Raw genomic sequence first — 23,451 nt, 5'->3', positions numbered from 1 at the left:
GATTCCATTCTGCCGTGTTATTCAATGGTTCCGATCTGTTGGCTTGGTATCACGATATTGCTAAAGGGAGGGCAGCCGCAGGCAACGTAATCTCCGGCCAGCACAATGTCGATATTATTGACCTTACCTAGGCGTGGCCCTGCCGCGACGAGAGTCCCGATCCCTTTTTTACAGGCATTGCAGGTGGCTTGCATACCGACCAGCGCGACGGGTTTTCCCTTAATTTTCATGAGTAGAGAACCCTGAAGCACTTTGCCGCCGGTGCTGGTTTTATCGTTTAAACAGATAACGGGGCGCATTATTTCCCCTCCTGTTCTTGGCGTGCTTTTTCACGGCAATCTTCGGCGGTGGGCTGCCCTTCATTGGCTGCGCCTGATAGAGACGAGAGCGAACCGGGCATGCCGGGCATAACGTTGAGTTCACCTTTGATCGTGACGATCCCTGCCAAGGTGATGCCGCTACTATTGATGGTAATCGTTCCCGCTTTGCCTTTGATCATGACTTGCTCGCTGGCTTGAAGCGTATGCGTCTTGGTGTGGCTATGAATACCTTCAACGGCGTTAGTGGTATATTTTCCCTCGATGTCACACACTTTATCTTCCCCTACCTTTTGGGTGTGGGTAGCGTGAATTTTTTCTTCCCAATTGTTATTAATCTTCGTAATAAGATCTTTTTCGATAGTTTCAAACTGGTTCTCATCTATTTGAATATATCGATCTTTAACGATATGAAGAGACTCATCCTTGCCCACGTAATGACTGTGGTTATTCATTACGGTATGGCTTTCATCGTTCTCTATTTTTTGGGTTTTATCGTGTTTGATTTCAATTAATTGATCTCTTTGGGCATGGATATAAATTTCTTCTCGCCCAGCGTCGTCTTCAAAGCGCAGTTCGTTAAAACCTTCGCCTTTGTGCGTTTTAGTTTTAAACGTTGTACGTGTTTTTTCTGCGGGAAGTTTTAGCGGTGTTCTATTAACGGCGTTATAGGTACAGCCGGTAATGATCGGGCGGTCGATATCACCGTTTAGATACGAAACAATAACTTCTTGCCCTATACGCGGAGTGGCCAAAAAACCATATCCGCTGCCGTTCCAGCCCTGTGCAACACGCACCCAGCATGAAGCCTTTTCATCAGGTTTATCATAGCGATTCCAGTGGAAATGCACTTTTACCGCGCCGTACTCATCGACATAAATTTCTTCTCCGACGGGGCCGACAACTTCGGCTATTTCATCGCCGTCGGCGAGCGGTTTGTAATGAAATGGGGCTCGCCATTCATCGCGGGCGGAAATAAACGTAATCTCATTAACCAGCGTTGTGCCTCCGCCGCTGTCTTCTTCTTCCAATGCTTCAGGCATCAAGCCATGGTGAATCGCTGTTACAACCTGCCAACGATCGTTCATTTGCTCCACCGGATGCTCAATCAGATCAAACATCCTACCCGGCATCAATTTGATGCAGTTAGACGTCGCGATCCCTTTCTTGCTGTCGGAACTCAATTGCTCAGCGCGATAACGCACCATCGGGCTTGCCTCTGAGTCCAATTGGAACCGACCATAGCTGTCAAAAACCGAATGTGGAGAGCCCGGCACGCCTTGTTGTTTACTGAGTACGCGATGATTTAGCTGGCTGTTCGGATTATGGTAATTACGATCTTTATGAGTGGCTTCGCGAGGGCGCATATACGAGCCAAAGCGTAACTGACTAATAATATCGCCTTGAATTGCCGATTGAGGATGTGGGTTATATATCACCGTGGCGTCGACCAACATGCCGTACAGGCTATCGCTATAGCACATGCCTTGCTCGTCAAACCAATATACAAAACCCTCTTCGGCGGCGAGCCTGTCAAAAAAATGGGCAGATGATTCTCGCTTTTGCGTCACATATTCACGTTGCAGATGGTTCTCTTTTATCAGGGTGCAATTAGCCTGAACATGGTTGTCTTGCAGAAGTTGTTCCAAAATGCGAGGGACAGTGAGCTGATGGTAAATTCGACTGTCTTGGTTGAGCGTCATGACCCAAGCTTCTGGGCGAATGGTTAGTGTATAAAATGTGCGTCTAAACCCAGAGTCTCCGCGCTCTATGCCAGCGACAAGACCGCTGATGGTGCGCTGTTCATCGTCGTTTACTGTGACGGTTAAAGACGCCTTTTGCAGCAATTGAGCATCAAGATTGAAATCGTCTCGCTTGCTAACAACTTTGAGAGTGAGGGTAAATAGTTGTGATAAGCCCTCATTTAAGGTGAACTCTGCAACGTCAAATGTTTCGGATGGAAGGTCGCCAATTTTGCAGGAAAAATATAATCCTGTTCTTCTCATTTAAATATATCCTTATTTGAATTCATCCATGTAATATATGTATTCGTTGGTGATATTTGTTTTTGTTATTTATTTAAAATAAATCAGTTTGATGCCGTGTCATTCTAAGGAAGAAGTGGTTTTTATATTACTGTGGCTTGATGTTTCGGGTCATTAGCTTAAAGGTAAAAATGATTTATGCTTCACAATCATTAATAATAATTAAGGTGGATTTATATCAGTGTTCTTGAGTAGTTAGTTATGTATAATTGGTGATATGCAAAATGCGTTATGATTTATCTATATTATTTAATTAATAAACAGATCATAACTCTCAATTAATATGAGCTATACCCAAAATAATTCGAGTTGCATTGAGGCGGCAAGTGAGCGCCGCCAACAAAAATGCATCTTGAAGTATGATGGGCATAATGATCTGTTTACCTCACCCTAACTCTGCCAGCCCTGTTCGCCGTTGCTCAGTTCGCAGAAGTTAAACCCACACGCCTTCATGAAAGCATCCATCTCTTCACGGTTCTCGCTTGGAACCTCGCTTGCGGCCAATTGCCAAACGTTGATATCAGGCAACTGACGCAGAGTATCTTCAATCAGATATAAACCTACGCCGCGGCGGCGGGTCACTTCACGCACGCACAGGTCATGCAGCGTGGCGAAACCTTTGGGTTTATCGGCAAATACCTTTACGGCAGCTAATAGTCGGTCATTGAAACGGGCGGCGAATAGGGCATTTCCCGCTTCGAGCCACGCTTGCCATGCTTCTGGCTGCTGTTCTGGCCACACTTTTCCCAAGTCACGGATGTCGTCTGAATTTAATTCTACTAAGCGCTCAATGGTGAGTTTCATGTTTTATCTTCTGCCGAGAATAATTGATAAGCATTGTAAGTGATCTGCATCCATTGGCGGTGTAACTTTTTATGTACAAAATTTGAGCTGATTATTTTTATCCTTCTACAATTTTCAGAGTAAAAAATTAGTAAATGAATTGTTTAACAGATGAACGTGCTCGCCTAGTGATAAATGTTGCCGTAATTCTCCGATTTTTGTGCTGTTTACACCGCTTGTTCCTAGTCTTCTGATTTGATTTACAGAAGAAATATCCTGTTTAATGGCATGAAAAATAAAGCCTTATTAGAAAACATTGCTGTGAAATCACATAATTCATTATTTCTTATGCATAAAAGCGTTTTATGTTAATAATATGTTGCGTGATAACACATCAAAGCAAACACAATAAACATAACGACAGGCGGGGATGAGCGGATGAGTATTAATAAGGGTAAGGTTTTTCTGGCGGGTTGTATGGCGTTAGCCATGAGCAGCAGCGTGATGGCGAAGGACATCAAAATTGCCATCGTGGGGGCGATGTCTGGCCCAGTGGCGCAATATGGCGATATGGAATTTACCGGTGCTAAGCAGGCGATTGCTGATATCAACGCGAAAGGCGGTGTGAACGGCGACAAATTAGTCGGCGTGGAATATGACGATGCCTGCGATCCTAAGCAAGCGGTAGCGGTGGCAAACAAGGTGATTAACGATGGTATTCGCTACGTTATCGGCCATCTGTGTTCTTCTTCCACTCAGCCCGCCTCGGATATCTATGAAGATGAAGGCGTGTTGATGATAACTCCTGCGGCGACCAATGCCGATCTCACCACGCGCGGCTATAAGCTGATTATGCGTACCACCGGGCTGGATTCCGATCAGGGGCCAACGGCGGCGAAATATATTCTCAACACCATTAAACCGCAGCGCATCGCCGTGGTGCATGACAAGCAGCAATATGGTGAAGGTCTGGCTCGTTCGGTTAAAGATGCGTTGGAGAAATCCAATGTGAAGCCCGTGCTATTTGAAGGTGTGACGGCAGGCGATAAAGATTTCTCCACGCTGGTGGCCAAACTGAAGAAAGAGAACGTCGATTTTGTTTACTTCGGTGGCTACTACCCAGAGATGGGGCAAATTTTGCGTCAGGCTAAGCAAGCTGGTCTGAAGGCTAAGTTTATGGGGCCTGAGGGCGTGGGTAACTCTTCGTTGTCTAACATCGCGGGGGATGCTTCCGAAGGCATGCTGGTCACTCTGCCGCAGCGCTACGATCAGGCTCCGGCTAACAAAGCCATCGTGGACTCGCTGAAAGCTAAAAAGCTGGATCCAACTGGCCCGTTTGTGTGGACCACCTATGCCGCGCTGCAATCGCTGACCACCGGCATGGAGCGTAGTAAAAGCGAAGAGCCTGCTGACATCATCAAAAACCTCAAAGCTCAACCGGTTGATACCGTGATGGGGCCATTGAGCTGGGATGACAAAGGCGATCTGAAAGGCTTCGAGTTCGGTATCTTCGAATGGCACGCCGATGGTTCATCAACCGCGGTGAAGTAAGTTCTGAGCGCTAACCCCACCCCAGCCCTCCCCTTGTCAGGGGAGGGAGCCGAACGGCGATCGGCTGCGGCAATGCGGGGAAAGAAGATAGCTGAAGTCATTACCAGAAGTCGTTACTTGTTAAACCCCAACTCTTCCCTGCGAAGAAGAGGCGTAGAACATCGATGCCACCCCCTTGCATTATAAGGATAGGGTATGTCAGAACAGTTCCTTTATTTCATTCAGCAGATGTTCAACGGCGTAACGCTGGGGAGCACCTATGCGCTGATCGCCATTGGTTACACGATGGTTTACGGCATTATCGGCATGATCAACTTCGCGCATGGCGAGGTTTATATGATCGGCAGCTATGTCTCCTTTATTGTGATTGCGGCGCTGATGATGCTCGGTATCGATGCCAGTTGGTTATTGATTGGCGCGGCATTCATTGTGGCGGTCGTCATCACCAGTGCCTATGGTTGGAGCATCGAGCGCGTGGCTTATAAACCCGTTCGCTCGTCAAAACGTCTCATTGCGCTGATCTCCGCGATTGGGATGTCCATCTTCTTACAAAACTATGTCAGCCTTACGCAGGGCTCGCGCGATCTGGCGCTGCCGCGCTTAGTGACTGGCCAATGGACTCTAGGGGAAAGTAATGGCTTTGCCGCCAGCATTTCCACCATGCAAATCATTATCTGGGTAGTGACGTTCCTCGCCATGCTGGCGCTGACGTTATTTATCCGTTATTCCCGCATGGGGCGTGCCTGCCGTGCGTGCGCCGAAGATCTCAAAATGGCGAGCCTGCTGGGTATTAGCACCGATCGCGTTATCTCACTGACCTTTGTGATTGGTGCTGCTATGGCGGCCGTGGCTGGCGTATTGCTGGGGCAGTTTTACGGTGTTATCAATCCCTATATTGGGTTTATGGCGGGCATGAAAGCCTTTACCGCGGCGGTATTGGGAGGCATTGGCAGTATTCCTGGTGCGATGATTGGCGGCCTGATTCTAGGCGTGGCGGAAGCGCTAACCTCGGCGTATCTGAGTACGGAATATAAAGACGTAGTGTCTTTTGCCTTGCTGATTGTGGTGCTGCTGGTGATGCCTACCGGCATCTTGGGACGCCCGGAGGTTGAGAAAGTATGAAACAGCTCAATCTGGTTAATGCGATTATTTCCACCGTCACGATGTTTGTTCTAGCGTCATTTATTATGGGCGTTCAGCTTGGCCTAGATGGCACCCATTTGGTGGTTAATCTGGCGGATTCTGTGCGCTGGGAATGGATTGGCGCGGGCTGCGTGGTGGTCTTCTTCTTCCAATTGATGCGCCCGATGATCCAGCAGGGTTTCAAAAAAGTCTCCGGCCCCTCTCTAGTGCTGCCAAGCTTGGATGGATCCACGCCGAAGCAAAAACTGGTGTTGGCGCTGATCCTTATCGCCGCGGTGGTGTGGCCATTCGTGGTATCACGCGGCACCGTGGATATTGCCACGCTGACGCTTATCTACGTCATGCTGGGGCTAGGTCTGAATGTCGTGGTCGGGCTGTCTGGTTTGCTGGTGTTGGGGTACGGCGGCTTTTATGCCATCGGCGCTTATACCTACGCGCTGCTCAATCACTATTATGGCATTGGATTTTGGGAAAGCCTGCCAATTGCGGGGATCGTTGCCGCAGCCTTTGGTCTGCTGCTGGGATTCCCCGTATTGCGACTGCGCGGCGACTACTTAGCGATTGTTACGTTAGGCTTCGGCGAAATTGTACGTATTTTGCTGCTTAACAACACGGAGATTACCGGCGGCCCAAACGGTATCAGCCAGATCCCCAAACCGACCTTCTTCGGGCTGGAATTTAACCGCAGCGTGCGCGACGGCGGCTGGGGATCATTCCATGAATTTTTTGGTCTGAAATATGATCCAAGCGATCGCATCATCTTCTTATATCTCGTGGCGTTGCTGCTGGTGGTCATCACGCTGTTTGTAATCAATCGACTGCTGCGGATGCCGCTTGGGCGAGCGTGGGAAGCGCTGCGTGAAGACGAAATTGCCTGTCGTTCATTAGGCCTGAGCCCAACGCGGATCAAGCTGACGGCGTTTACTATCAGCGCGGCGTTTGCCGGCTTTGCGGGAACCTTATTTGCGGCGCGGCAGGGGTTTGTTAGCCCTGAATCCTTCACCTTCGTGGAATCGGCCTTTGTGCTGGCGATCGTGGTATTAGGCGGGATGGGATCGCAGTTTGCGGTGATTCTGGCCGCGGTGATCTTGGTGGTGTCTCGCGAACTGATGCGTGATTTAAATGAATACAGCATGCTGTTGCTCGGTGCGCTGATGGTGCTGATGATGATTTGGCGGCCACAAGGATTACTGCCAATGAAGCGTCCACAGCTGAAATTTGCCCCACGCAAAGGAGGCCAAGCATGAGCGCCAAACCTCTGTTGCTAGTGAATAATTTATGCATGCGCTTCGGCGGATTGCTAGCGGTGAATAACGTTGCGCTGATGCTTAATGAGGGGGAAATTGTCTCACTTATCGGGCCGAACGGGGCGGGCAAAACCACGGTATTTAACTGCTTAACTGGTTTTTATCGCCCGAGCAGCGGCTCGATTAAACTGCGCGACCGTGAGCTTGCGGGGTTGGCTGGGCAGCAAATTGCACGAATGGGCGTGGTACGCACGTTTCAGCATGTCCGCTTGTTCAAAGAGATGACGGTGGTTGAAAACCTGCTGGTTGCACAGCATCAACATCTGAAAAGCGGGGTATTCGCGGGCCTGCTAAAAACGCCAACGTTTCGCCGCGCTGAGGCCGATGCATTAGAGCGTGCCGCCGTATGGTTAGATCGCGTGGGATTGCTGGAGTTCTCAAACCGTCAGGCGGGGAATTTAGCCTATGGTCAGCAGCGCCGACTAGAGATAGCCCGCTGTATGGTGACGCGTCCTGAATTGCTGATGCTGGATGAACCGGCCGCAGGGCTTAACCCAAAAGAAACCGATGAGCTTAACGAGCTGATCGCCGATTTACGCAATCATCATCAGGTCTCTGTGCTGTTGATTGAGCATGATATGAAATTGGTGATGGATATTTCAGACCGAATTTACGTGGTAAATCAGGGAACCCCGCTGGCACAAGGCTCACCTGAAGAGGTGCGCAATAATCCGGATGTTATTCGTGCTTATTTGGGAGAGGCGTAACTATGCTGACTTTAGACAATGTCTCGGCTCATTACGGAAAAATTCAGGCGCTGCACAACGTCAGTATTCAGATCCAGAAGGGTGAAATCGTAACGCTTATCGGTGCAAACGGTGCGGGAAAAACGACGCTGCTGGGCACGCTATGCGGTGAGCCGCGAGCGACCTCGGGGCGCATCAATTTTCTTGGGCAAGACATCACCGACTGGCAGACGGCCCGCATTATGCGTGAGGCAATAGCGATTGTGCCGGAGGGGCGTCGGGTATTCTCGCGCATGACGGTGGAAGAGAACTTGGCGATGGGCGGGTTCTTTGCCGATCGCCACCAGTATCAAGAGCGTATTGCGCGAGTTTACGATCTCTTCCCTCGTTTGTATGAACGTCGTATACAGCGCGCAGGCACCATGTCCGGTGGTGAACAGCAGATGCTGGCAATCGGGCGTGCCTTGATGAGCCAGCCTAAGCTGTTGCTGCTCGATGAACCGTCGCTGGGCCTAGCGCCCATCATCATTCTGCAAATTTTCGATACCATTCAACAGCTGCGCGAAGAGGGCATGACCATATTTCTGGTCGAACAAAATGCCAATCAGGCGCTCAAGCTGGCCGACCGTGGCTACGTGCTTGAAAACGGGCACGTGGTGCTGGAAGACAGCGGCTCAGCGCTGTTAGCAAACAGCGCCGTGCGTAGTGCCTATTTGGGCGGATAGAATTCTCGGCCATCTTCGTTTATTTGAGGATGGCTGATTTTCCTTTGTTACCGTCATCCCTCCGTCACATTTCCTTCACCTATCGGTTATTTTTCTGTCATACGCGCATGTCATGGTACATCCCGAAAATAAGACGTTCTTTATCACTCAACTTTTACGGTGATAACACTCATTCGACGGGGATTTAGCATGATGAATAAGACAATAAAACGCAGCATCTGTAGCTTGGCGGTCACATTTTGCCTCAGCGCTCCCGCGTTGGCGGTCACTGAAATTCCGTTCTGGCATTCGATGGAGGCGGAGCTCGGTACTGAAGTCGATAGCCTTGCTCAGCGTTTTAACCAATCTCAAAATGAATACAAAGTGGTGCCGGTTTACAAAGGCGATTATGAGCAAAGCCTAGCGGCGGGGATTGCGGCTTTCCGCGCGGGTAAAGCGCCAGCAATCTTGCAGGTTTATGAAGTCGGCACGGCCACCATGATGCAGGCTAAACAGGCGATTAAGCCGGTTTATCAGGTATTCAAAGAGGCGGGCATTCCTTTCGATGAGTCCCAGTTTGTTCCAACCGTCGCAGGCTATTACGCCGATAATACTTCTGGGCAACTTCTTTCTCAGCCGTTCAACAGTTCAACGCCGGTGCTCTACTACAACAAAGACGCTTTTAAAAAAGCGGGTTTAAATCCGGATGAGCCACCAAAAACATGGCAGGCGCTGGCAGACGACGCGGCGAAGCTACGCGCTAGCGGCATGAGCTGCGGATATGCGTCTGGCTGGCAGGGCTGGGTACAACTGGAAAACTTCAGCGCGTGGAACGGTGTTCCTTTTGCCACGGAAAACAACGGCTTTGGCGGCCCGTCGGCGCGTTTAGAGTTTAACAAGCCGTTGCAGGTGAAGCATATTCAACTGCTGTCCGACATGCTCAAAAAAGGCGATTTCAGCTACTTTGGCCGTAAAGATGAGCCAACGGCGAAATTCTATAACGGCGACTGTGCCATGATGACCGGCTCTTCCGGCTCGCTTGCCAACATTAAACAGTATGCCAAATTTAACTACGGCGTGGCTTTTATGCCCTACGACGCCGACGCAAAAGATGCCCCGCAAAATGCCATTATCGGCGGTGCCAGCCTGTGGGTGATGAACGGCAAAAAGCCTGAAACTTATAAAGGCGTAGCGGAGTTCTTCCAATTCTTAGCCAAGCCAGAGATTGCCGCCGAATGGCATCAAAAAACCGGCTATCTGCCGATCACGACGGCGGCCTATGAGCTGACCAAACAGCAGGGCTTCTATGATAAAAATCCGGGCGCAGATGTCGCCACGCGACAAATGCTGAACAAGCCGCCGTTGGCGTTCACCAAGGGCGTCCGTTTAGGCAATATGCCGCAAATTCGTACCGTGGTTGATGAAGAACTTGAGGGTGTTTGGACCGGTAAGAAAACGCCACAGCAGGCACTGGATGAAGCGGTATTACGCGGCAATCAGCTGTTAGAGCGCTTTGAAAAATCGGCGAAGTAGTTTTTGGTTCTACCTTGCCAATCGCCTTAGAGATGAGGTGATTGGCAGGTGCCTGTATCTGGTAGCAAATTTTGAGGTGTTATGAGTTCCCTAACTCCCACGTTTAAATGCAGCTGGTTGCCCTATGCGCTGGTGGCTCCACAGCTTTTAATCACCGCGATTTTCTTCCTGTGGCCTGCGGGTGAAGCGCTGTGGTATTCGGTACAAAGTCTCGATCCTTTCGGCCTTTCCAGTGAGTTTGTCGGTTGGCAAAACTTTGTTTCGCTTTGGCACGATCCTTACTATTTGGGCGCGTTTCGCACCACGCTATGGTTTAGCGGCTTGGTCACATTTTTTGGATTGGTGCTGTCGCTATTTTTTGCCGCGCTGGTGAATCATGTTTTGCGCGGTCGCCGCATTTATCAAACCTTGTTTATCTTGCCTTACGCGGTTGCGCCCACTATCGCCGCCGTGCTGTGGATGTTTTTGTTTAATCCGGGACTGGGGCTGGTATCGCATTTTCTTGGCGCGATGGGCTATAACTGGAACCATGCACAAAACAGCGGTCAGGCCATGTTTTTGGTGGTGCTGGCCTCGGTATGGAAACAGGTGAGCTATAACTTCTTGTTTTTCCTCGCCGCATTACAGTCTGTGCCTAAGTCTTTGCTCGAAGCTGCCGCCATCGATGGTGCGGGGCCGATTCGCCGCTTCTTTCATATTGTGTTGCCGCTGATTTCTCCGGTGAGCTTCTTCTTGTTGGTGGTTAATCTGGTTTACGCCTTCTTCGACACCTTTCCGGTTATTGATGCAGCCACCGGCGGTGGGCCAGGGCAATCCACGACAACGCTGATTTATAAAATCTACCGTGAAGGATTTGCGGGGCTCGATCTTTCCAGCTCAGCCGCGCAGTCGGTGGTTCTGATGCTGATGGTCATTGCGTTAACCCTGATCCAATTCCGCTACGTTGAGCGTAAGGTACGTTACCAATGATTGAGAACCGTAAAGGCTTAGATGTGTTTTGCCACATTATGCTGGTGTTGGGCGTGATGGTGATTTTATTCCCGCTGTATGTGGCGTTCGTTGCTGCAACGCTCGATAAGCAACAGGTGTTTGATGTGCCGATGACGCTGATCCCCGGTTCACAGCTGTGGCATAACGTTTCGCAGGTTTGGCATCAGGGCGTGGGTAGCGCTGGAGCACCGTTTGGCATTCAGTTGATGAATAGCTTTATTATGGCGCTCGTGATTACGGTGGGGAAAATTACGGTCTCGATGCTTTCAGCATTTGCCATTGTCTATTTCCGTTTTCCATTGCGTAACCTATTCTTCTGGTTGATATTCATCACTCTAATGTTGCCGGTCGAGGTGAGGATATTTCCCACGGTTGAAGTGATGGCAAACCTAAATCTGATGGATAGCTACACGGGATTAACGCTGCCGCTGATGGCTTCGGCAACCGCCACGTTTTTATTTCGACAGTTTTTTATGACGTTGCCGCATGAGCTGCTAGAGGCTGCGCGTATCGACGGTGCGGGGCCGATGCGCTTTTTCCGCGATGTGCTGTTTCCACTTTCTAAAACGAATTTAGCGGCGCTGTTTGTTATTACGTTTATCTATGGGTGGAATCAATATCTTTGGCCATTGCTGATAACTAGCGATCCCTCAATGGGAACGGCGGTCGCGGGTATTAAAAGCGCCATCTCCAGTGGAGAAAGCGCAACGCAGTGGCAACTTGTGATGGCCGCATTGCTGATGACGCTATTACCACCGCTGTTGGTGGTATTGGGTATGCAGCGCTGGTTCGTCCGTGGTCTGGTTGATAGCGAGAAATAACTGAATGGCACGTTTAAAATTACAGACCGTTAGCAAAAGCTATGACGGCAAGAATGCGATAATCAAAGGGATCGATCTGGATGTTGCCGACGGTGAGTTTATCGTGATGGTTGGCCCGTCTGGCTGTGGGAAATCGACGCTGCTACGGATGGTTGCCGGGCTTGAAGAAGCCACAGGCGGTGATATTTATATCGATGACGATCGCGTGACGCATAAAGAACCTAAAGATCGCGGCGTGGCGATGGTGTTCCAAAACTATGCGCTTTATCCGCACATGAGCGTATTTGATAATATGGCCTACGGCCTGAAAATTCGCGGTTTGGGCAAAGAGCTCATTCGCACTAAGGTGGAAGAGGTGGCCGCTATTCTTGAATTAGGGCCGCACTTAACCCGCAAGCCAAGCGAGCTATCTGGCGGGCAACGCCAGCGAGTCGCGATGGGGCGCGCAATCGTGCGTGAGCCAGCGGTATTCCTGTTCGACGAACCGTTATCCAATCTTGATGCAAAACTGCGCGTTCAGATGCGCCTTGAGCTGCAACAGTTGCACCGCCGCTTAAAAACGACCAGCCTGTATGTGACGCATGATCAGGTTGAGGCCATGACGCTCGCCCAGCGCGTGATTGTGCTTAACAAGGGTGTCGCTGAGCAGATAGGAACGCCGACCGAGATTTATCATCGCCCAGCCAGTCGCTTTGTCGCTGGTTTTATGGGATCGCCTGCGATGAATCTGCTTGATGGTCAGATTAGCGCAGACGGACTGACTTTCGAGGTTAACAATGGCCCGCAGCTGCGGCTAGAACAGCCATTGAACAAGCTGGCAGGGCAAGCGCTGACGCTCGGTATTCGTCCTGAGCATCTGCGTCGTGCGGCTGAGTCAGAAGGCGGAAACCCGTTTACGGTAATGACGTTGGAATTGCTGGGCGCCGATAATCTAGCGCACGGGCGGTGGGGGGAGCACGGCGTGATCCTGCGCTTGCCTCATCAAATTCTCCCTGAGTCAGGAAGCGAACTGCGGTTGGTTCTGCCACAGGAAAACCTGCATTTCTTCGATATAACAACCGGTTTGCGTATTGAGCCGTGAACCTGAAGTAAAGCCTTTATGGCGGAGTACAAGATGACAACATATTGGCCCTATCCAAAAATTATCGCCCACCGCGGTGGTGGCAAACTGGCGCCAGAGAACACCTTAGCGGCCATTGATATTGGCGCGGAGTATGGGCATAAAATGATTGAGTTTGATGCCAAACTTAGCGCCGATGGGCAAATTTTTTTGCTGCACGACGATAATCTGGAACGTACCACTAATGGTTGGGGCGTCGCCGGTGATTTGCCTTGGGAAAAACTGGTGAGTCTCGATGCCGGAGGCTGGTTTGGCCGCGCGTTCCGCGATGAACCTTTGCCGCTGCTCTCGCAGGTTGCCGATCGCTGTCGTGAATTTGGCCTAGCGGCGAATATTGAGATTAAACCCACGACCGGCGTTGAACGTGAAACAGGGCGGGTCGTTGCACTAGCGGCGAAAACGCTATGGGCAACGCATCCGGTTCCGCCTTTGCTCTCCTCTTTTTCGGTTGAGTCATTGGCCGCGGCGCAAGAAGCGGTTCCTGAATTGCCACGCGGTTTGCTGCTTGAAACATGGGATGAAGAGTGGCTGGCGTTAACCACGCGCTTAGGCTGCGTTTCATTGCATATCGATCACAATGAGCTGACTGCGGAACGCGTTGCGGATATCAAAGCTGCCGGGCTGCGTATTCTGGTGTACACGGTGAATAACCCGAAACGCGCCCGATTGCTGCTGGATTGGGGCGTTGATTGCATCTGTACTGATAAAATTGATGTGATCGGTGCTGATTTTGCAGACCGTGAATCTCTCTAAATTGGAGAGCTGACCCCCTCCCAACCTCCCCCTTGGCAGGGGGAGGGGCAGATCGAGATTCTTACAAACATCACCGAACAGTTCCCTCCCCTGCTAAGGGGAGGGTTAGGGAGGGGGCCATTCGATATATATGGCCTACTGCCCACCGTTATTTTTTCTATTCTGATCCACGGTATTTTGCTGGTTCAGCATTCTTTGATTATTCACTTTTTTCTGCTGATCCATCTGATTAAGTTGTAGCTGCTGTTGACGTTGTTGGCGGTTCTGATTATTGAGCATGCGCTGCTGATTGTTATTTTGCCATTGCTGATCGGCATTCAGACGCATGTTTTCATTCAACTGGTGTATCTGCTGCGCTTGATTATCTCGCTGGATTTGAGTTTGCGTATTACGCAACTGCTGTTGATTGAAACTGCTGTTTTGGTTTTGGAAACCTTGTTGCTGTTGTTGGATCATTTGCTGTTGCTGCTGTATGACGGCCGACTGCGCATAGGCATTTACACTGCAAAAAAGTGACAATGGAGAGAGCAACAGAGCGGGGAGCACAGCACGAATTAGGTTTTTCATAAGACCTCCTGTGATGCTATTCCCTTAAGTCTATGGCATTTCGCCTTGGTTTGCGTGGCAAGATAAGGGAAAAATGAGCGATTAAATACCATGAATTTTCGTAATCGCTCGTTTAGTTCTTGCATTTCTGGCTAAAAACCGCAATCTCTTGATGGTCTTTAGGTTGTTGTGTCCTACGGTTTTAGCAACAATTCCATATGCTTAATGCGGTTTTTTGTCAGTAACATGTTCGTTACAATGCGGGCAATTTGAATACAGTAATGGAATGGTGTTATGGAACAGTTTGTCGTTATTTCAGTTGAACAGGCACAGCAAAAGTTACAACAATCGGGTGTAGCGTTGGTGGATATTCGCGATCCGCAGAGCTATGCCGCCGGGCATGCCCAAGGCGCATTTCATTTGACCAATGAAACGCTGCAAAACTTCATGCAAAACAATGAATTCGATACACCGGTGATGGTGATGTGCTATCACGGTAATAGCAGCCGTGGCGCAGCGCAGTATTTGCTGCACCAAGGATTTGAAGAGGTATACAGCATCGATGGCGGATTTGAAGCATGGGCCCGTGCTTATCCGCAGCAGGTCGATAGCTCATCCCTGTAGCGCCAATTAGGCATCAGTAGGGTGCCAATTTTAACAAGCAGGTATTCATGGTTCGTATTATTTCCCTGCCTAACCCAAGGCTGGCGCAGGCGTTTATTGATTATATGGCGACGCAGGGCGTGCGTTTAGAGTTAGAAGTACACAACGACGAGGTTGTGCTTTGGCTCGCTGACGACGCTCAACAGACGCAGGTTGAACAAGAGCTTGCGCGCTTTTTGCAAGAGCCTTTGCATCCGCGCTATCAGGCGGCCAGCTGGCATGCGGGATCAACGCACAGCGGCTTGAAATATGGCAGCTTTAGCTATCTGAAAAGTTTTACCCGACAGACCGGCCCCTTAACGGTAGGAGTTACGGCTATCTGCGTAGTGGTCTACCTGTTAATGCTAATGCTGGGTGATGAAACCGTCATGAACTGGCTAGCGTGGCCCGCAGATTCAAGCCAATATTTTCAGGTTTGGCGCTGGGTGAGCCATGCGTTTTTGCATTTCTCAGCGGTGCACATCATCTTTAATCTCATGTGGTGGTGGTATCTTGGTGGGCAGGTTGAAAAACGCTTAGGTGCAGGCAAGCTGTTGCAAATTGCGTTAGTTGCGGCCTTTATGAGCGGCTGGGCGCAGTCACTGTTTAGTGGGTCTAATTTTGGTGGTCTGTCTGGCGTCGTGTATGCGTTGATGGGCTATGTGTGGTGGTGTGGTGAACGCGCTCCGCAAATGGGTATCAATATGCCACGGGGCCTGATGGTTTTTTCAGTGCTATGGCTGGTGGCCGGACATTTTGATTGGTTTGGAATGTCGGTCGCAAACGGTGCGCATATTGCAGGCTTAGTGATTGGACTGTTGATGGCGTTTTGGGATGCCCATCATCAGCGCAAGACATCAGCGTAAGAGCAACGTCTAACCGCCGGACATCCGGTAACTCAGGGGAATTGATGTGAAGCAGACACAGCGCCATGACGCGATAATCGATCTCGTTCGCCAGCAAGGATATGTGAGCACGGAAGAGTTGGTCGAGCACTTTGCGGTGAGCCCGCAGACGATTCGCCGCGATCTGAACGACTTGGCGGAGCAAAACAAAATTCAGCGTCATCACGGTGGCGCAGCACTTCCATCCAGCTCGGTGAATGCGGCTTATCACGATCGCAAAATCATGTGGTCGGCGGAAAAAGCGCGTATCGCACAGCACGTTGCCAGCCTGATCCCTGATGGTGCCACGCTGTTTATTGATATTGGCACCACGCCGGAAGCGGTCGCGCATGCATTGCTGAATCATCGTAATTTGCGTGTCGTCACCAACAACCTTAACGTTGCGACTTTGCTGATGGGCAAAGAAGACTTTCGATTGATACTGGCGGGTGGCGAAGTGCGAACCCGTGACGGCGGCATCATGGGTGAAGCCACGCTAGATTTTATCTCTCAGTTCCGTTTGGATTACGGCATTCTCGGTATCAGCGGTATTGATATGGACGGCTCATTGCTGGAGTTTGATTACCATGAAGTACGCACCAAGCGCGCTATTATCGAAAACTCACGCTGCGTCATTTTAGTGACTGACCATTCTAAATTCGGCCGTAATGCGATGGTGAATCTAGGCAACATGGATCTGATTGATTACCTGTTCACCGATGAACAGCCACCGGCCAGTATTCAGAAAATCATTGAGCAGCACGAAGTTCAGCTCGAAATCTGCTAAGCCTTTCCCTCTCTATTTCTAAACGCACAGAGCCAGTTTGGTCTGTGCGTTTTGTTTTGTCTTTTCCCATAGCTTTTTAATGCGCGGTGGATTCCAAAAGCGCCTGCAGCGCTGTAAGTCTCACGAATTTCTCTGAATCGGTTTCGCAGTTACGTGCGGCTGTCCTTGAGTCAATTTTAAGCTCCAATAAATTGTTATTGATGGTTTATTAATCGATCAAATTAACCTATTAGGTTATATTGCTAAGGAGAGCCGATGGAGAAGCGAACGCCGCATTGTAGCTTGGAAAAGGTACGGAGTTTGATTGGGAAGGGGATGATTAAAGCCACAAAAGTCGCTTATTTGAATGCGAAGCGCCTCGATTTTAGCTGTGCAGATATGTATCGAGTCGTGAGTGAGTTATCTGCTAAAGACTTTTATAAAAGTATGACAACGTATCAAAACCACAAAATTTGGCAGGATGTGTACCACTGCCATCTGGAAAAGGTATCTCTCTATCTGAAACTAACGGTAGTGGATGAAGTGTTAATCGTGTCTTTTAAGGAGCTAGATGATGATATGTCCTGAATGTGGATCGTCCAACACGGTGAAGGAGTACCGTGATACTCCCTACACCTATAAAGGCCAAACGATGATAATCAAGGCATGGGGCGCTGACTGGTGTTTAGACTGCGGGGAAGGTGTGATTTTTAAAGAAGAATCTCTGCGTATCGACAGCATTTTGACGGAGTTCAACAAGCAGGTTAATGCTTCCATCATCGATCCTGAGTACGTGGTGGCAATGCGAAAAAAGCTGAACCTTTCCCAAAGTGAAGCCGGTGAGATCTTTGGCGGCGGTGTGAACGCATTTTCGCGCTACGAAACAGGCAAAGCGCTGCCCCATGTATCGACCATCAAGTTGTTAAAATTGCTTGATAAATATCCAGAATTGCTCGAAGAAATTCGTAACTAGTCTTTCCCTTTCGACGCCTAAGTTTATCAGCTTGGGCGGCTATGCTTTCTAATACCCACACAGTATGTAATTTTATTATCTCTCAACTGTTATCTTCATCACGCTGAAATGTTTTTGTTTGGTTAATTTCTGGCGCTAATGTTTGTTTGTGAGTATTATAATGCTCGTAAACGAACATTATTCGATTGTTTTTCTATCATCAACGACAAAATTAGAACTGTTTCGAGCATCCGGAGGGGAAAGTGGAAACCAAAGACTTGATCGTTATCGGTGGTGGCATTAACGGTGCCGGTATCGCTGCGGATGCGGCAGGACGCGGGCTTTCCGTTCTGATGCTGGAGGCTAAAGATTTGGCCTGTGCCACGTCATCTGCGAGCTCCAAATTAATCCACGGTGGCCTGCGCTATCTTGAACACTATGAGTTTCGTTTGGTGAGCGAAGCCTTGGCAGAGCGTGAAGTTCTGCTGAAACTTGCGCCGCATATCGCCTTCCCGATGCGTTTCCGCTTACCACATCAGCCACATTTGCGCCCAGCTTGGATGATTCGTACAGGCTTGTTCCTTTATGATCATTTGGGCAAACGTACCAGCTTACCAAGCAGCAAAGGCCTGCGCTTTGGCCCTGAATCAGTCTTGAAATCCAGCTTAACGCGTGGGTTTGAGTATTCAGATTGCTGGGTTGATGATGCTCGTCTGGTGCTGTTAAACGCGCAAGAAGTTGTGGTGCGGGGTGGTGAAGTTCGCACTCGTACTCAGGTCACTCGCGCCTATCGTGAAAATGGATTGTGGGTGGTTGAAGCCAAAAACGCAGACACGGGTGAAGTCTTTACCTGGCGTGCCAAAGGTCTGGTGAATGCCACCGGCCCATGGGTTAAACATTTCTTCGATAACGGATTAGAGCTGAAATCCCCTTATGGTATCCGTCTGATCAAAGGTAGCCATATTGTGGTTCCGCGTGTTCATAATCAGCCGCAGGCTTATATCCTGCAAAACGAAGATCATCGTATTGTCTTTGTGATCCCGTGGATGGATGAGTTTTCTATCATCGGGACTACCGACGTGGAATATAACGGCGATCCGCATGATGTGAAGATTGATGATAATGAAGTGAATTACCTGCTGAAGGTTTATAACGATCACTTCAAGAAACAGTTGAGCAAAGACGACATCGTCTGGACTTATTCCGGTGTGCGTCCGCTGTGTGATGACGAATCAGATTCTCCACAGGCGATCACCCGTGACTATACGCTCGACGTGCACGATCAGGATGGTAAAGCGCCGCTGCTTTCCGTATTTGGCGGTAAGCTCACCACCTATCGTAAACTGGCTGAACATGCGCTAGAAAAACTGTCTGGTTATTACGATAACTGTGGTCCTGCATGGACTAAAAACGGTGTATTGCCGGGGGGCGATTTAGGCACCGATCGTGATAGCTATGCAGCGCAGCTGCGTCGCCGCTTTACGTGGTTGCCAGAAGCGTTAGCCCGCCGCTACGTGCGCACTTACGGCACTCGCGCTGAACAACTGATCGGAACTGCGCAATCGCTGGAAGATCTGGGCGAGCACTTTGGCCATCATCTGTATGAAGCTGAGCTGCGTTATCTGGTTGCCGAAGAGTGGGTGGTTGAGCTTGATGATGCGATCTGGCGCCGAACCAAGTTAGGTATGTGGCTGGATGATGCCCAGAAACAGCGCGTCGCGCAGTGGCTGGCAGAGCATAAGTCATAATGACTGCATGACCCCACCCTAGCCCTCCCCTTCACAGGGGAGGGAACTGTTCGGTGATGCTTGTAAGATCCTCAATCGGCTCCTCCCCCTGCGAAGGGGGAGGCTGAAAGGGGGGCTTTTCTTCGTTCTCTACAACTTCACCGCTTTAATATTCCATATCTCATCCGCGTACTCCTGAATCGTTCGGTCAGACGAGAAATATCCCATATTGGCGATATTCATCACCGCGCGGTGTGTCCATTCATTTGGCGTTTTATAAAGCTCATCCACTTTGTCTTGTGTATCAATATAGCTACGGTAATCCGCCAGTAGCTGATAGTGATCGCCGAAGTTCACCAATGAATCAAAGAGGCTTGCATAGCGGCGCGGATCTTCAGGGCTGAAGGCGCCCGTCGCAATTTGGGTGAGCGCTTGGTTTAGCTCAGGATCCTGTTCGTAGATTTGGCGCGGGTTATAGCCATTATTACGCAGCGTTTCAACCTGCTCGGTGGTATTGCCGAAGATAAAGATATTCTCTTCACCTACGTGATTGAGCATTTCCACGTTTGCGCCGTCTAACGTGCCGATAGTTAATGCGCCGTTGAGCGCAAATTTCATGTTGCTAGTACCCGATGCTTCGGTGCCCGCCGTGGAAATCTGCTCTGAAAGATCGGCGGCTGGAATAATCATCTGTGCCAAACTGACGCCATAGTTAGGGATGAAAACAACTTTGAGCTTGCCTTTGATGCGCTCATCGTTGTTGATCACTTTAGCCACATCGTTGATCAAATGGATTATTTGCTTAGCGTTGTAATAGGCCGAGGCCGCTTTACCGGCAAAGATCTTCACCCGTGGTGTCCAATCGTTTTCAGGATCTTGCAGGATACGATTGTAGTGGGTGATGACATGCAACACGTTCAGCAATTGGCGCTTATATTCGTGGATCCTTTTGATCTGCACGTCGAATAGCGCATTAGGATCTAGCACTACATTAAGCTTTTGCGCGACGTATACGGCGAGCTGTTTTTTATTGTGCAGCTTGGCCTGTTGCACATCGCGAATGAAGGTCGGGTAGTCGATGTGCGCTAACAGCTCATTAAGCTGGCTTAAATCGGTGCGCCATCTTTGTCCGATGTTTTCATCCAGCACTTTTGACAGCGGCTGGTTAGCCAGCGCCAGCCAGCGACGTGGAGTGACACCGTTGGTTTTATTGCAGAAACGGTTCGGGAACAGACGAGCAAAATCGGCAAACAGTGATTGCACCATCAGTTCGGAATGCAGCTCAGATACACCGTTTACTTTATGGCTGGCAATCACCGCCAACCATGCCATACGCACGCGACGGCCATTGGTTTCATCGATAATAGAAACGCGTGACAGCAACGCATCATCATTAGGATATTGCTCTTTCACGTCTTTCAGGAAATGGTCGTTGATCTGGAAAATAAGCTGTAGATGGCGCGGTAAAATTTTGCCCAACATGTCTACCGGCCACGTTTCGAGGGCTTCGCTCATTAACGTATGGTTGGTGTAGGAGAAAACCTGCACCACGATAGACCAAGCGCTTTCCCACGTGAATTTATGATCGTCAATGAGTAGCCGCATTAATTCGGGAATCGAAAGCACTGGGTGGGTGTCGTTCAGGTGGATGGCAATTTTCTCGGCGAGATTCTGCAAAGTGTGATGCGTTTGCCAATGATGATGGAGAATATCTTGCACCGTCGCGGAGACGAGGAAGTATTCCTGACGCAGGCGCAGCTCACGGCCTGAATAGGTTGAATCGTCCGGGTAGAGCACGCGGGACACGTTTTCCGAGTGGTTTTTATCCTCTACCGCGGCAAAGTAATCGCCCTGATTAAACTTACCTAAATTGATTTCGCTACTGGCGCGCGCTGACCATAAACGCAGAGTGTTAGTCGCATCGGTGTCAAAGCCTGGAATAATTTGGTCAAAAGCTAGCGCCAGCACTTCTTCAGTTTCCAACCAGCGGGCGCGATTGCCCTCTTGCTGAATACGTCCACCGAATCGAACTCGATAGCGCGTGTTATGCCGCACAAACTCCCATGCATTGCCGTATTCCAGCCAGTTATCGGGGGACTCCGCCTGCTGCCCATTAACGATGTTCTGTTTGAACATGCCGTATTCATAGCGGATACCGTAGCCGCGTGCTGGTAGGGCGAGCGTTGCCATGGAATCGAGAAAACAGGCCGCTAATCGACCAAGGCCACCGTTGCCAAGACCTGGGTCGATCTCTTCATCGATAAGCTCTTCAAGGTCGAGTCCCATTTCGTCTAAGGCTTGCTTGGTTTCGTCATACACGCCCATCGCCATTAAGGCGTTAGAAAGCGTGCGACCAAGCAAAAACTCCATAGAAAGGTAGTAAACCTGGCGTACATCCTGCGAGAACTGAGCGCGTGTGGAACGTAGCCAGCGCTCGACCATTCTGTCTCGCACCGCGAATAGCGTGGCGTTTAACCAGTCATGCTGGTTAGCGATGGACGGATCTTTACCAACCACAAACATCAGTTTGTAAGCAATCGAGTGTTTAAGCGCCTCGACGCTGACAACGGGCGAAGTATAGCTAAACGGTGAAGTCATAATCAGTACACCCCGATAATGAAAAATATGGGTTACAGCATCGATGGCAAGTCATGCAATTAGCGCCAGCCATGCCGATGAATTCTGTATCTGGCTAAAGTCGGCGGTAGAGATCTAAATAGCTCACGGCCGCTTTTTCCCAGCTGAAGTTTTGCGCCATGGCTTGGCGCTGCACGTAGCGCCACAGCGTTGGGCGCGTCCAGAGAACAAAGGCGCGGCGTAGCGCATTCGACAAATCTTTGGCATCACAGTCATTAAAGACAAAACCGCTGGCGCTGCCTTCGGAGAGATTTTCCAGCGAGCAGTCGTTCACCGTGTCGGCTAAACCGCCGGTATGGCGCACCAGTGGCAGGGTGCCGTATTTCAGTCCGTACAGTTGGGTCAGCCCGCAGGGCTCAAAGCGGCTCGGAACTAAAATAACGTCGGATCCCGCAATGATTCGATGTGAGAAGGCTTCGTGATAACCGATTTGCACGCCAACCTGACCGGGATAGGCGGCCGCAGCGGCCAGAAATGCCTCTTGTAAAGGAGCATCGCCCGCACCGAGCAGCGCTAGCTGCCCTCCGCCGTTTAATAGCGTGGGCAGCGCTTCAAGCACTAAATCCAATCCCTTTTGGCTGGTTAAACGGCTGACAACCGCAAAGATCGGTTTCTCCGGATCGACGTCTAACCCCATGGCGGTTTGCAGATGCTGTTTGTTTAGCGCCTTCTCTTTGAGATTTTCCCGCTGATAGCAGTTGGCGATGAGTTTATCGGTCGCGGGATCCCAAATAGCATCATCAACGCCGTTGAGAATGCCGCTAAGCCTGCCTTCGCGTTCAAGCTGCTGTAATAGCCCTTCCATGCCATAGGCGAATTCAGGGCGGGTGATTTCTTTTGCATAGGTAGGGCTGACCGTGGTGACGTGATCGGCGTAAAACAGCCCGGCTTTTAAGAATGAGATTTGGCCATAGAATTCCAGCCCATAAATCTGGAAGAAATCCTGTGGTAGATACAGCTCAGCCATGTGATGGGCTGAAAATAAGCCCTGATAGGCAAGATTGTGCACGGTAAATACAGAGCGAGCAGGGCGACCACGCGCCGCCAGATACGCGCAGGCAAGGCCTGCATGCCAATCATGAGCATGAACGACCTGTGGACGCCAAAAGTGGTCACAGCCGCTGGCTAGCTCTGCCGCAACCCATCCCAGCAAACCGAAACGCCGATGGTTGTCAGAGTAGGCATACATCGCCTGATCGTGATACGGGCTGCCGGGGCGGTCATAAAGATGCGGGGCATCAATCAAATAGATACCCACGCCTTGATAATGACCAAAACGCAGCGTAACGCGACCGGCAAAGGTATCCAGCGTGGCGACTTCATGGGTTTCAGGGATACCCTCTTTCAGCGCCGGAAACCCAGGGAGAAGAACGCGGACATTCGCTCCCTGAGCAATTTGCGCAGCAGGCATTGCACCGACAACGTCGGCTAATCCACCTGTTTTAAGCAGGGGAAACAGTTCGGAACAGACGTGCAATACGTACATCGGTAGTCCTCAGTCAGAGTGGCGGTTGCTCCCATCCGCTTTTCTGTTTGCAGGGAGC

The 23,451-nt window shown here is 50.1% G+C and carries 22 protein-coding genes; 16 read left to right on the top strand and 6 right to left on the bottom strand.

The window, feature by feature from the left end; translation table 11 throughout:
- Window positions 1-17: 17 nt before the first annotated feature.
- The 3 genes from CPY98_RS19420 to panM form a co-directional block, all read right to left on the bottom strand.
- Window positions 18-299: a PAAR domain-containing protein gene (locus CPY98_RS19420; RefSeq protein WP_096388628.1), complete on the bottom strand. Its 282-nt coding sequence runs from the start codon at window positions 297-299 to the stop codon at window positions 18-20.
- Window positions 299-2,323 carry a type VI secretion system tip protein TssI/VgrG gene (gene tssI, locus CPY98_RS19415; RefSeq protein ID WP_096388627.1) on the bottom strand — a complete coding sequence of 675 codons (2,025 nt, stop codon included), beginning with the start codon at window positions 2,321-2,323 and terminating at the stop codon, window positions 299-301. Before tssI ends, CPY98_RS19420 begins: the two co-directional genes overlap by 1 nt.
- Window positions 2,324-2,752: 429 nt before the next feature.
- Entirely contained in the window at window positions 2,753-3,166 is a 414-nt protein-coding gene (panM, locus tag CPY98_RS19410) for an aspartate 1-decarboxylase autocleavage activator PanM (protein ID WP_025799394.1), read from the bottom strand.
- 417 nt (window positions 3,167-3,583) lie between these two features.
- Here panM and CPY98_RS19405 point away from each other — a divergent pair, with 417 nt between their 5' ends.
- The 10 genes from CPY98_RS19405 to ugpQ all read left to right on the top strand — a co-directional run bounded on the left by CPY98_RS19405 (window position 3,584) and on the right by ugpQ (window position 13,753).
- On the top strand, window positions 3,584-4,696 hold the full coding sequence (locus CPY98_RS19405; protein WP_096388626.1) for a branched-chain amino acid ABC transporter substrate-binding protein: 1,113 nt from the start codon (window positions 3,584-3,586) through the stop codon (window positions 4,694-4,696).
- Window positions 4,697-4,891: 195 nt separating this feature from the next.
- Window positions 4,892-5,818, top strand: a complete 927-nt coding sequence (livH, locus tag CPY98_RS19400) for a high-affinity branched-chain amino acid ABC transporter permease LivH (protein ID WP_043489495.1) — start codon at window positions 4,892-4,894, stop codon at window positions 5,816-5,818.
- Window positions 5,815-7,086, top strand: a complete 1,272-nt coding sequence (locus CPY98_RS19395; RefSeq protein ID WP_096388625.1) for a high-affinity branched-chain amino acid ABC transporter permease LivM — start codon at window positions 5,815-5,817, stop codon at window positions 7,084-7,086. Before livH ends, CPY98_RS19395 begins: the two co-directional genes overlap by 4 nt.
- Window positions 7,083-7,853 carry a high-affinity branched-chain amino acid ABC transporter ATP-binding protein LivG gene (livG, locus tag CPY98_RS19390; RefSeq protein ID WP_025799388.1) on the top strand — a complete coding sequence of 257 codons (771 nt, stop codon included), beginning with the start codon at window positions 7,083-7,085 and terminating at the stop codon, window positions 7,851-7,853. The genes CPY98_RS19395 and livG overlap by 4 nt, the downstream gene beginning before the upstream one ends.
- A gap of 2 nt (window positions 7,854-7,855) precedes the next feature.
- Complete coding sequence (gene livF, locus CPY98_RS19385; protein WP_025799385.1) at window positions 7,856-8,557, top strand: high-affinity branched-chain amino acid ABC transporter ATP-binding protein LivF; 702 nt, start codon at window positions 7,856-7,858, stop codon at window positions 8,555-8,557.
- Window positions 8,558-8,746: 189 nt separating this feature from the next.
- The gene (ugpB, locus tag CPY98_RS19380; protein ID WP_043489487.1) at window positions 8,747-10,069 is read left to right on the top strand and encodes a sn-glycerol-3-phosphate ABC transporter substrate-binding protein UgpB; all 1,323 of its coding nucleotides are present in this window, start codon (window positions 8,747-8,749) and stop codon (window positions 10,067-10,069) included.
- A gap of 81 nt (window positions 10,070-10,150) precedes the next feature.
- The gene (gene ugpA, locus CPY98_RS19375) at window positions 10,151-11,038 is read left to right on the top strand and encodes a sn-glycerol-3-phosphate ABC transporter permease UgpA (RefSeq protein ID WP_025799382.1); all 888 of its coding nucleotides are present in this window, start codon (window positions 10,151-10,153) and stop codon (window positions 11,036-11,038) included.
- Window positions 11,035-11,880: a sn-glycerol-3-phosphate ABC transporter permease UgpE gene (gene ugpE / locus CPY98_RS19370; protein ID WP_025799379.1), complete on the top strand. Its 846-nt coding sequence runs from the start codon at window positions 11,035-11,037 to the stop codon at window positions 11,878-11,880. The genes ugpA and ugpE overlap by 4 nt, the downstream gene beginning before the upstream one ends.
- Window positions 11,881-11,884: 4 nt before the next feature.
- Window positions 11,885-12,961 (top strand): sn-glycerol-3-phosphate import ATP-binding protein UgpC, encoded by a 1,077-nt coding sequence (locus tag CPY98_RS19365; protein ID WP_096388624.1) that lies wholly within the window; start codon window positions 11,885-11,887, stop codon window positions 12,959-12,961.
- A 33-nt stretch (window positions 12,962-12,994) separates the two neighbouring features.
- Window positions 12,995-13,753, top strand: a complete 759-nt coding sequence (gene ugpQ, locus CPY98_RS19360) for a glycerophosphodiester phosphodiesterase (protein ID WP_025799373.1) — start codon at window positions 12,995-12,997, stop codon at window positions 13,751-13,753.
- A 135-nt stretch (window positions 13,754-13,888) separates the two neighbouring features.
- Here ugpQ and CPY98_RS19355 read toward each other — a convergent pair whose 3' ends face one another.
- Window positions 13,889-14,320 carry a hypothetical protein gene (locus tag CPY98_RS19355; protein WP_043489478.1) on the bottom strand — a complete coding sequence of 144 codons (432 nt, stop codon included), beginning with the start codon at window positions 14,318-14,320 and terminating at the stop codon, window positions 13,889-13,891.
- 273 nt (window positions 14,321-14,593) lie between these two features.
- On the opposite strand from CPY98_RS19355, the gene glpE reads away from it, so the two are divergent.
- From glpE to glpD, 6 genes are all read left to right on the top strand, one after another.
- Window positions 14,594-14,923 (top strand): thiosulfate sulfurtransferase GlpE, encoded by a 330-nt coding sequence (gene glpE / locus CPY98_RS19350; protein WP_096388623.1) that lies wholly within the window; start codon window positions 14,594-14,596, stop codon window positions 14,921-14,923.
- A gap of 47 nt (window positions 14,924-14,970) precedes the next feature.
- Window positions 14,971-15,807, top strand: a complete 837-nt coding sequence (gene glpG / locus CPY98_RS19345; RefSeq protein WP_043489475.1) for a rhomboid family intramembrane serine protease GlpG — start codon at window positions 14,971-14,973, stop codon at window positions 15,805-15,807.
- A 46-nt stretch (window positions 15,808-15,853) separates the two neighbouring features.
- On the top strand, window positions 15,854-16,612 hold the full coding sequence (locus tag CPY98_RS19340; protein ID WP_025799366.1) for a DeoR/GlpR family transcriptional regulator: 759 nt from the start codon (window positions 15,854-15,856) through the stop codon (window positions 16,610-16,612).
- 255 nt (window positions 16,613-16,867) lie between these two features.
- Entirely contained in the window at window positions 16,868-17,179 is a 312-nt protein-coding gene (locus CPY98_RS19335) for a type II toxin-antitoxin system MqsR family toxin (protein WP_096388622.1), read from the top strand.
- Window positions 17,163-17,564 carry a type II TA system antitoxin MqsA family protein gene (locus tag CPY98_RS19330; protein ID WP_226930139.1) on the top strand — a complete coding sequence of 134 codons (402 nt, stop codon included), beginning with the start codon at window positions 17,163-17,165 and terminating at the stop codon, window positions 17,562-17,564. Before CPY98_RS19335 ends, CPY98_RS19330 begins: the two co-directional genes overlap by 17 nt.
- A gap of 242 nt (window positions 17,565-17,806) precedes the next feature.
- Window positions 17,807-19,291, top strand: coding sequence for a glycerol-3-phosphate dehydrogenase (gene glpD / locus CPY98_RS19325; protein WP_025799362.1), 1,485 nt, complete (start codon window positions 17,807-17,809; stop codon window positions 19,289-19,291).
- Between the two features lie 129 nt (window positions 19,292-19,420).
- On the opposite strand, the gene glgP is transcribed toward glpD, so the two are convergent.
- Window positions 19,421-21,868, bottom strand: coding sequence for a glycogen phosphorylase (glgP, locus tag CPY98_RS19320; RefSeq protein WP_096388621.1), 2,448 nt, complete (start codon window positions 21,866-21,868; stop codon window positions 19,421-19,423).
- Between the two features lie 94 nt (window positions 21,869-21,962).
- Entirely contained in the window at window positions 21,963-23,393 is a 1,431-nt protein-coding gene (gene glgA, locus CPY98_RS19315) for a glycogen synthase GlgA (RefSeq protein ID WP_046448835.1), read from the bottom strand.
- Window positions 23,394-23,451 lie beyond the last annotated feature (58 nt).

Source organism: Hafnia sp. CBA7124, assembly GCF_002355555.1.
Classification (GTDB): Bacteria; Pseudomonadota; Gammaproteobacteria; order Enterobacterales; family Enterobacteriaceae; genus Hafnia; species Hafnia alvei.
Note: the sequence above shows the minus strand (reverse complement) of the source record. Positions and strands in the feature narration are given on the sequence as shown.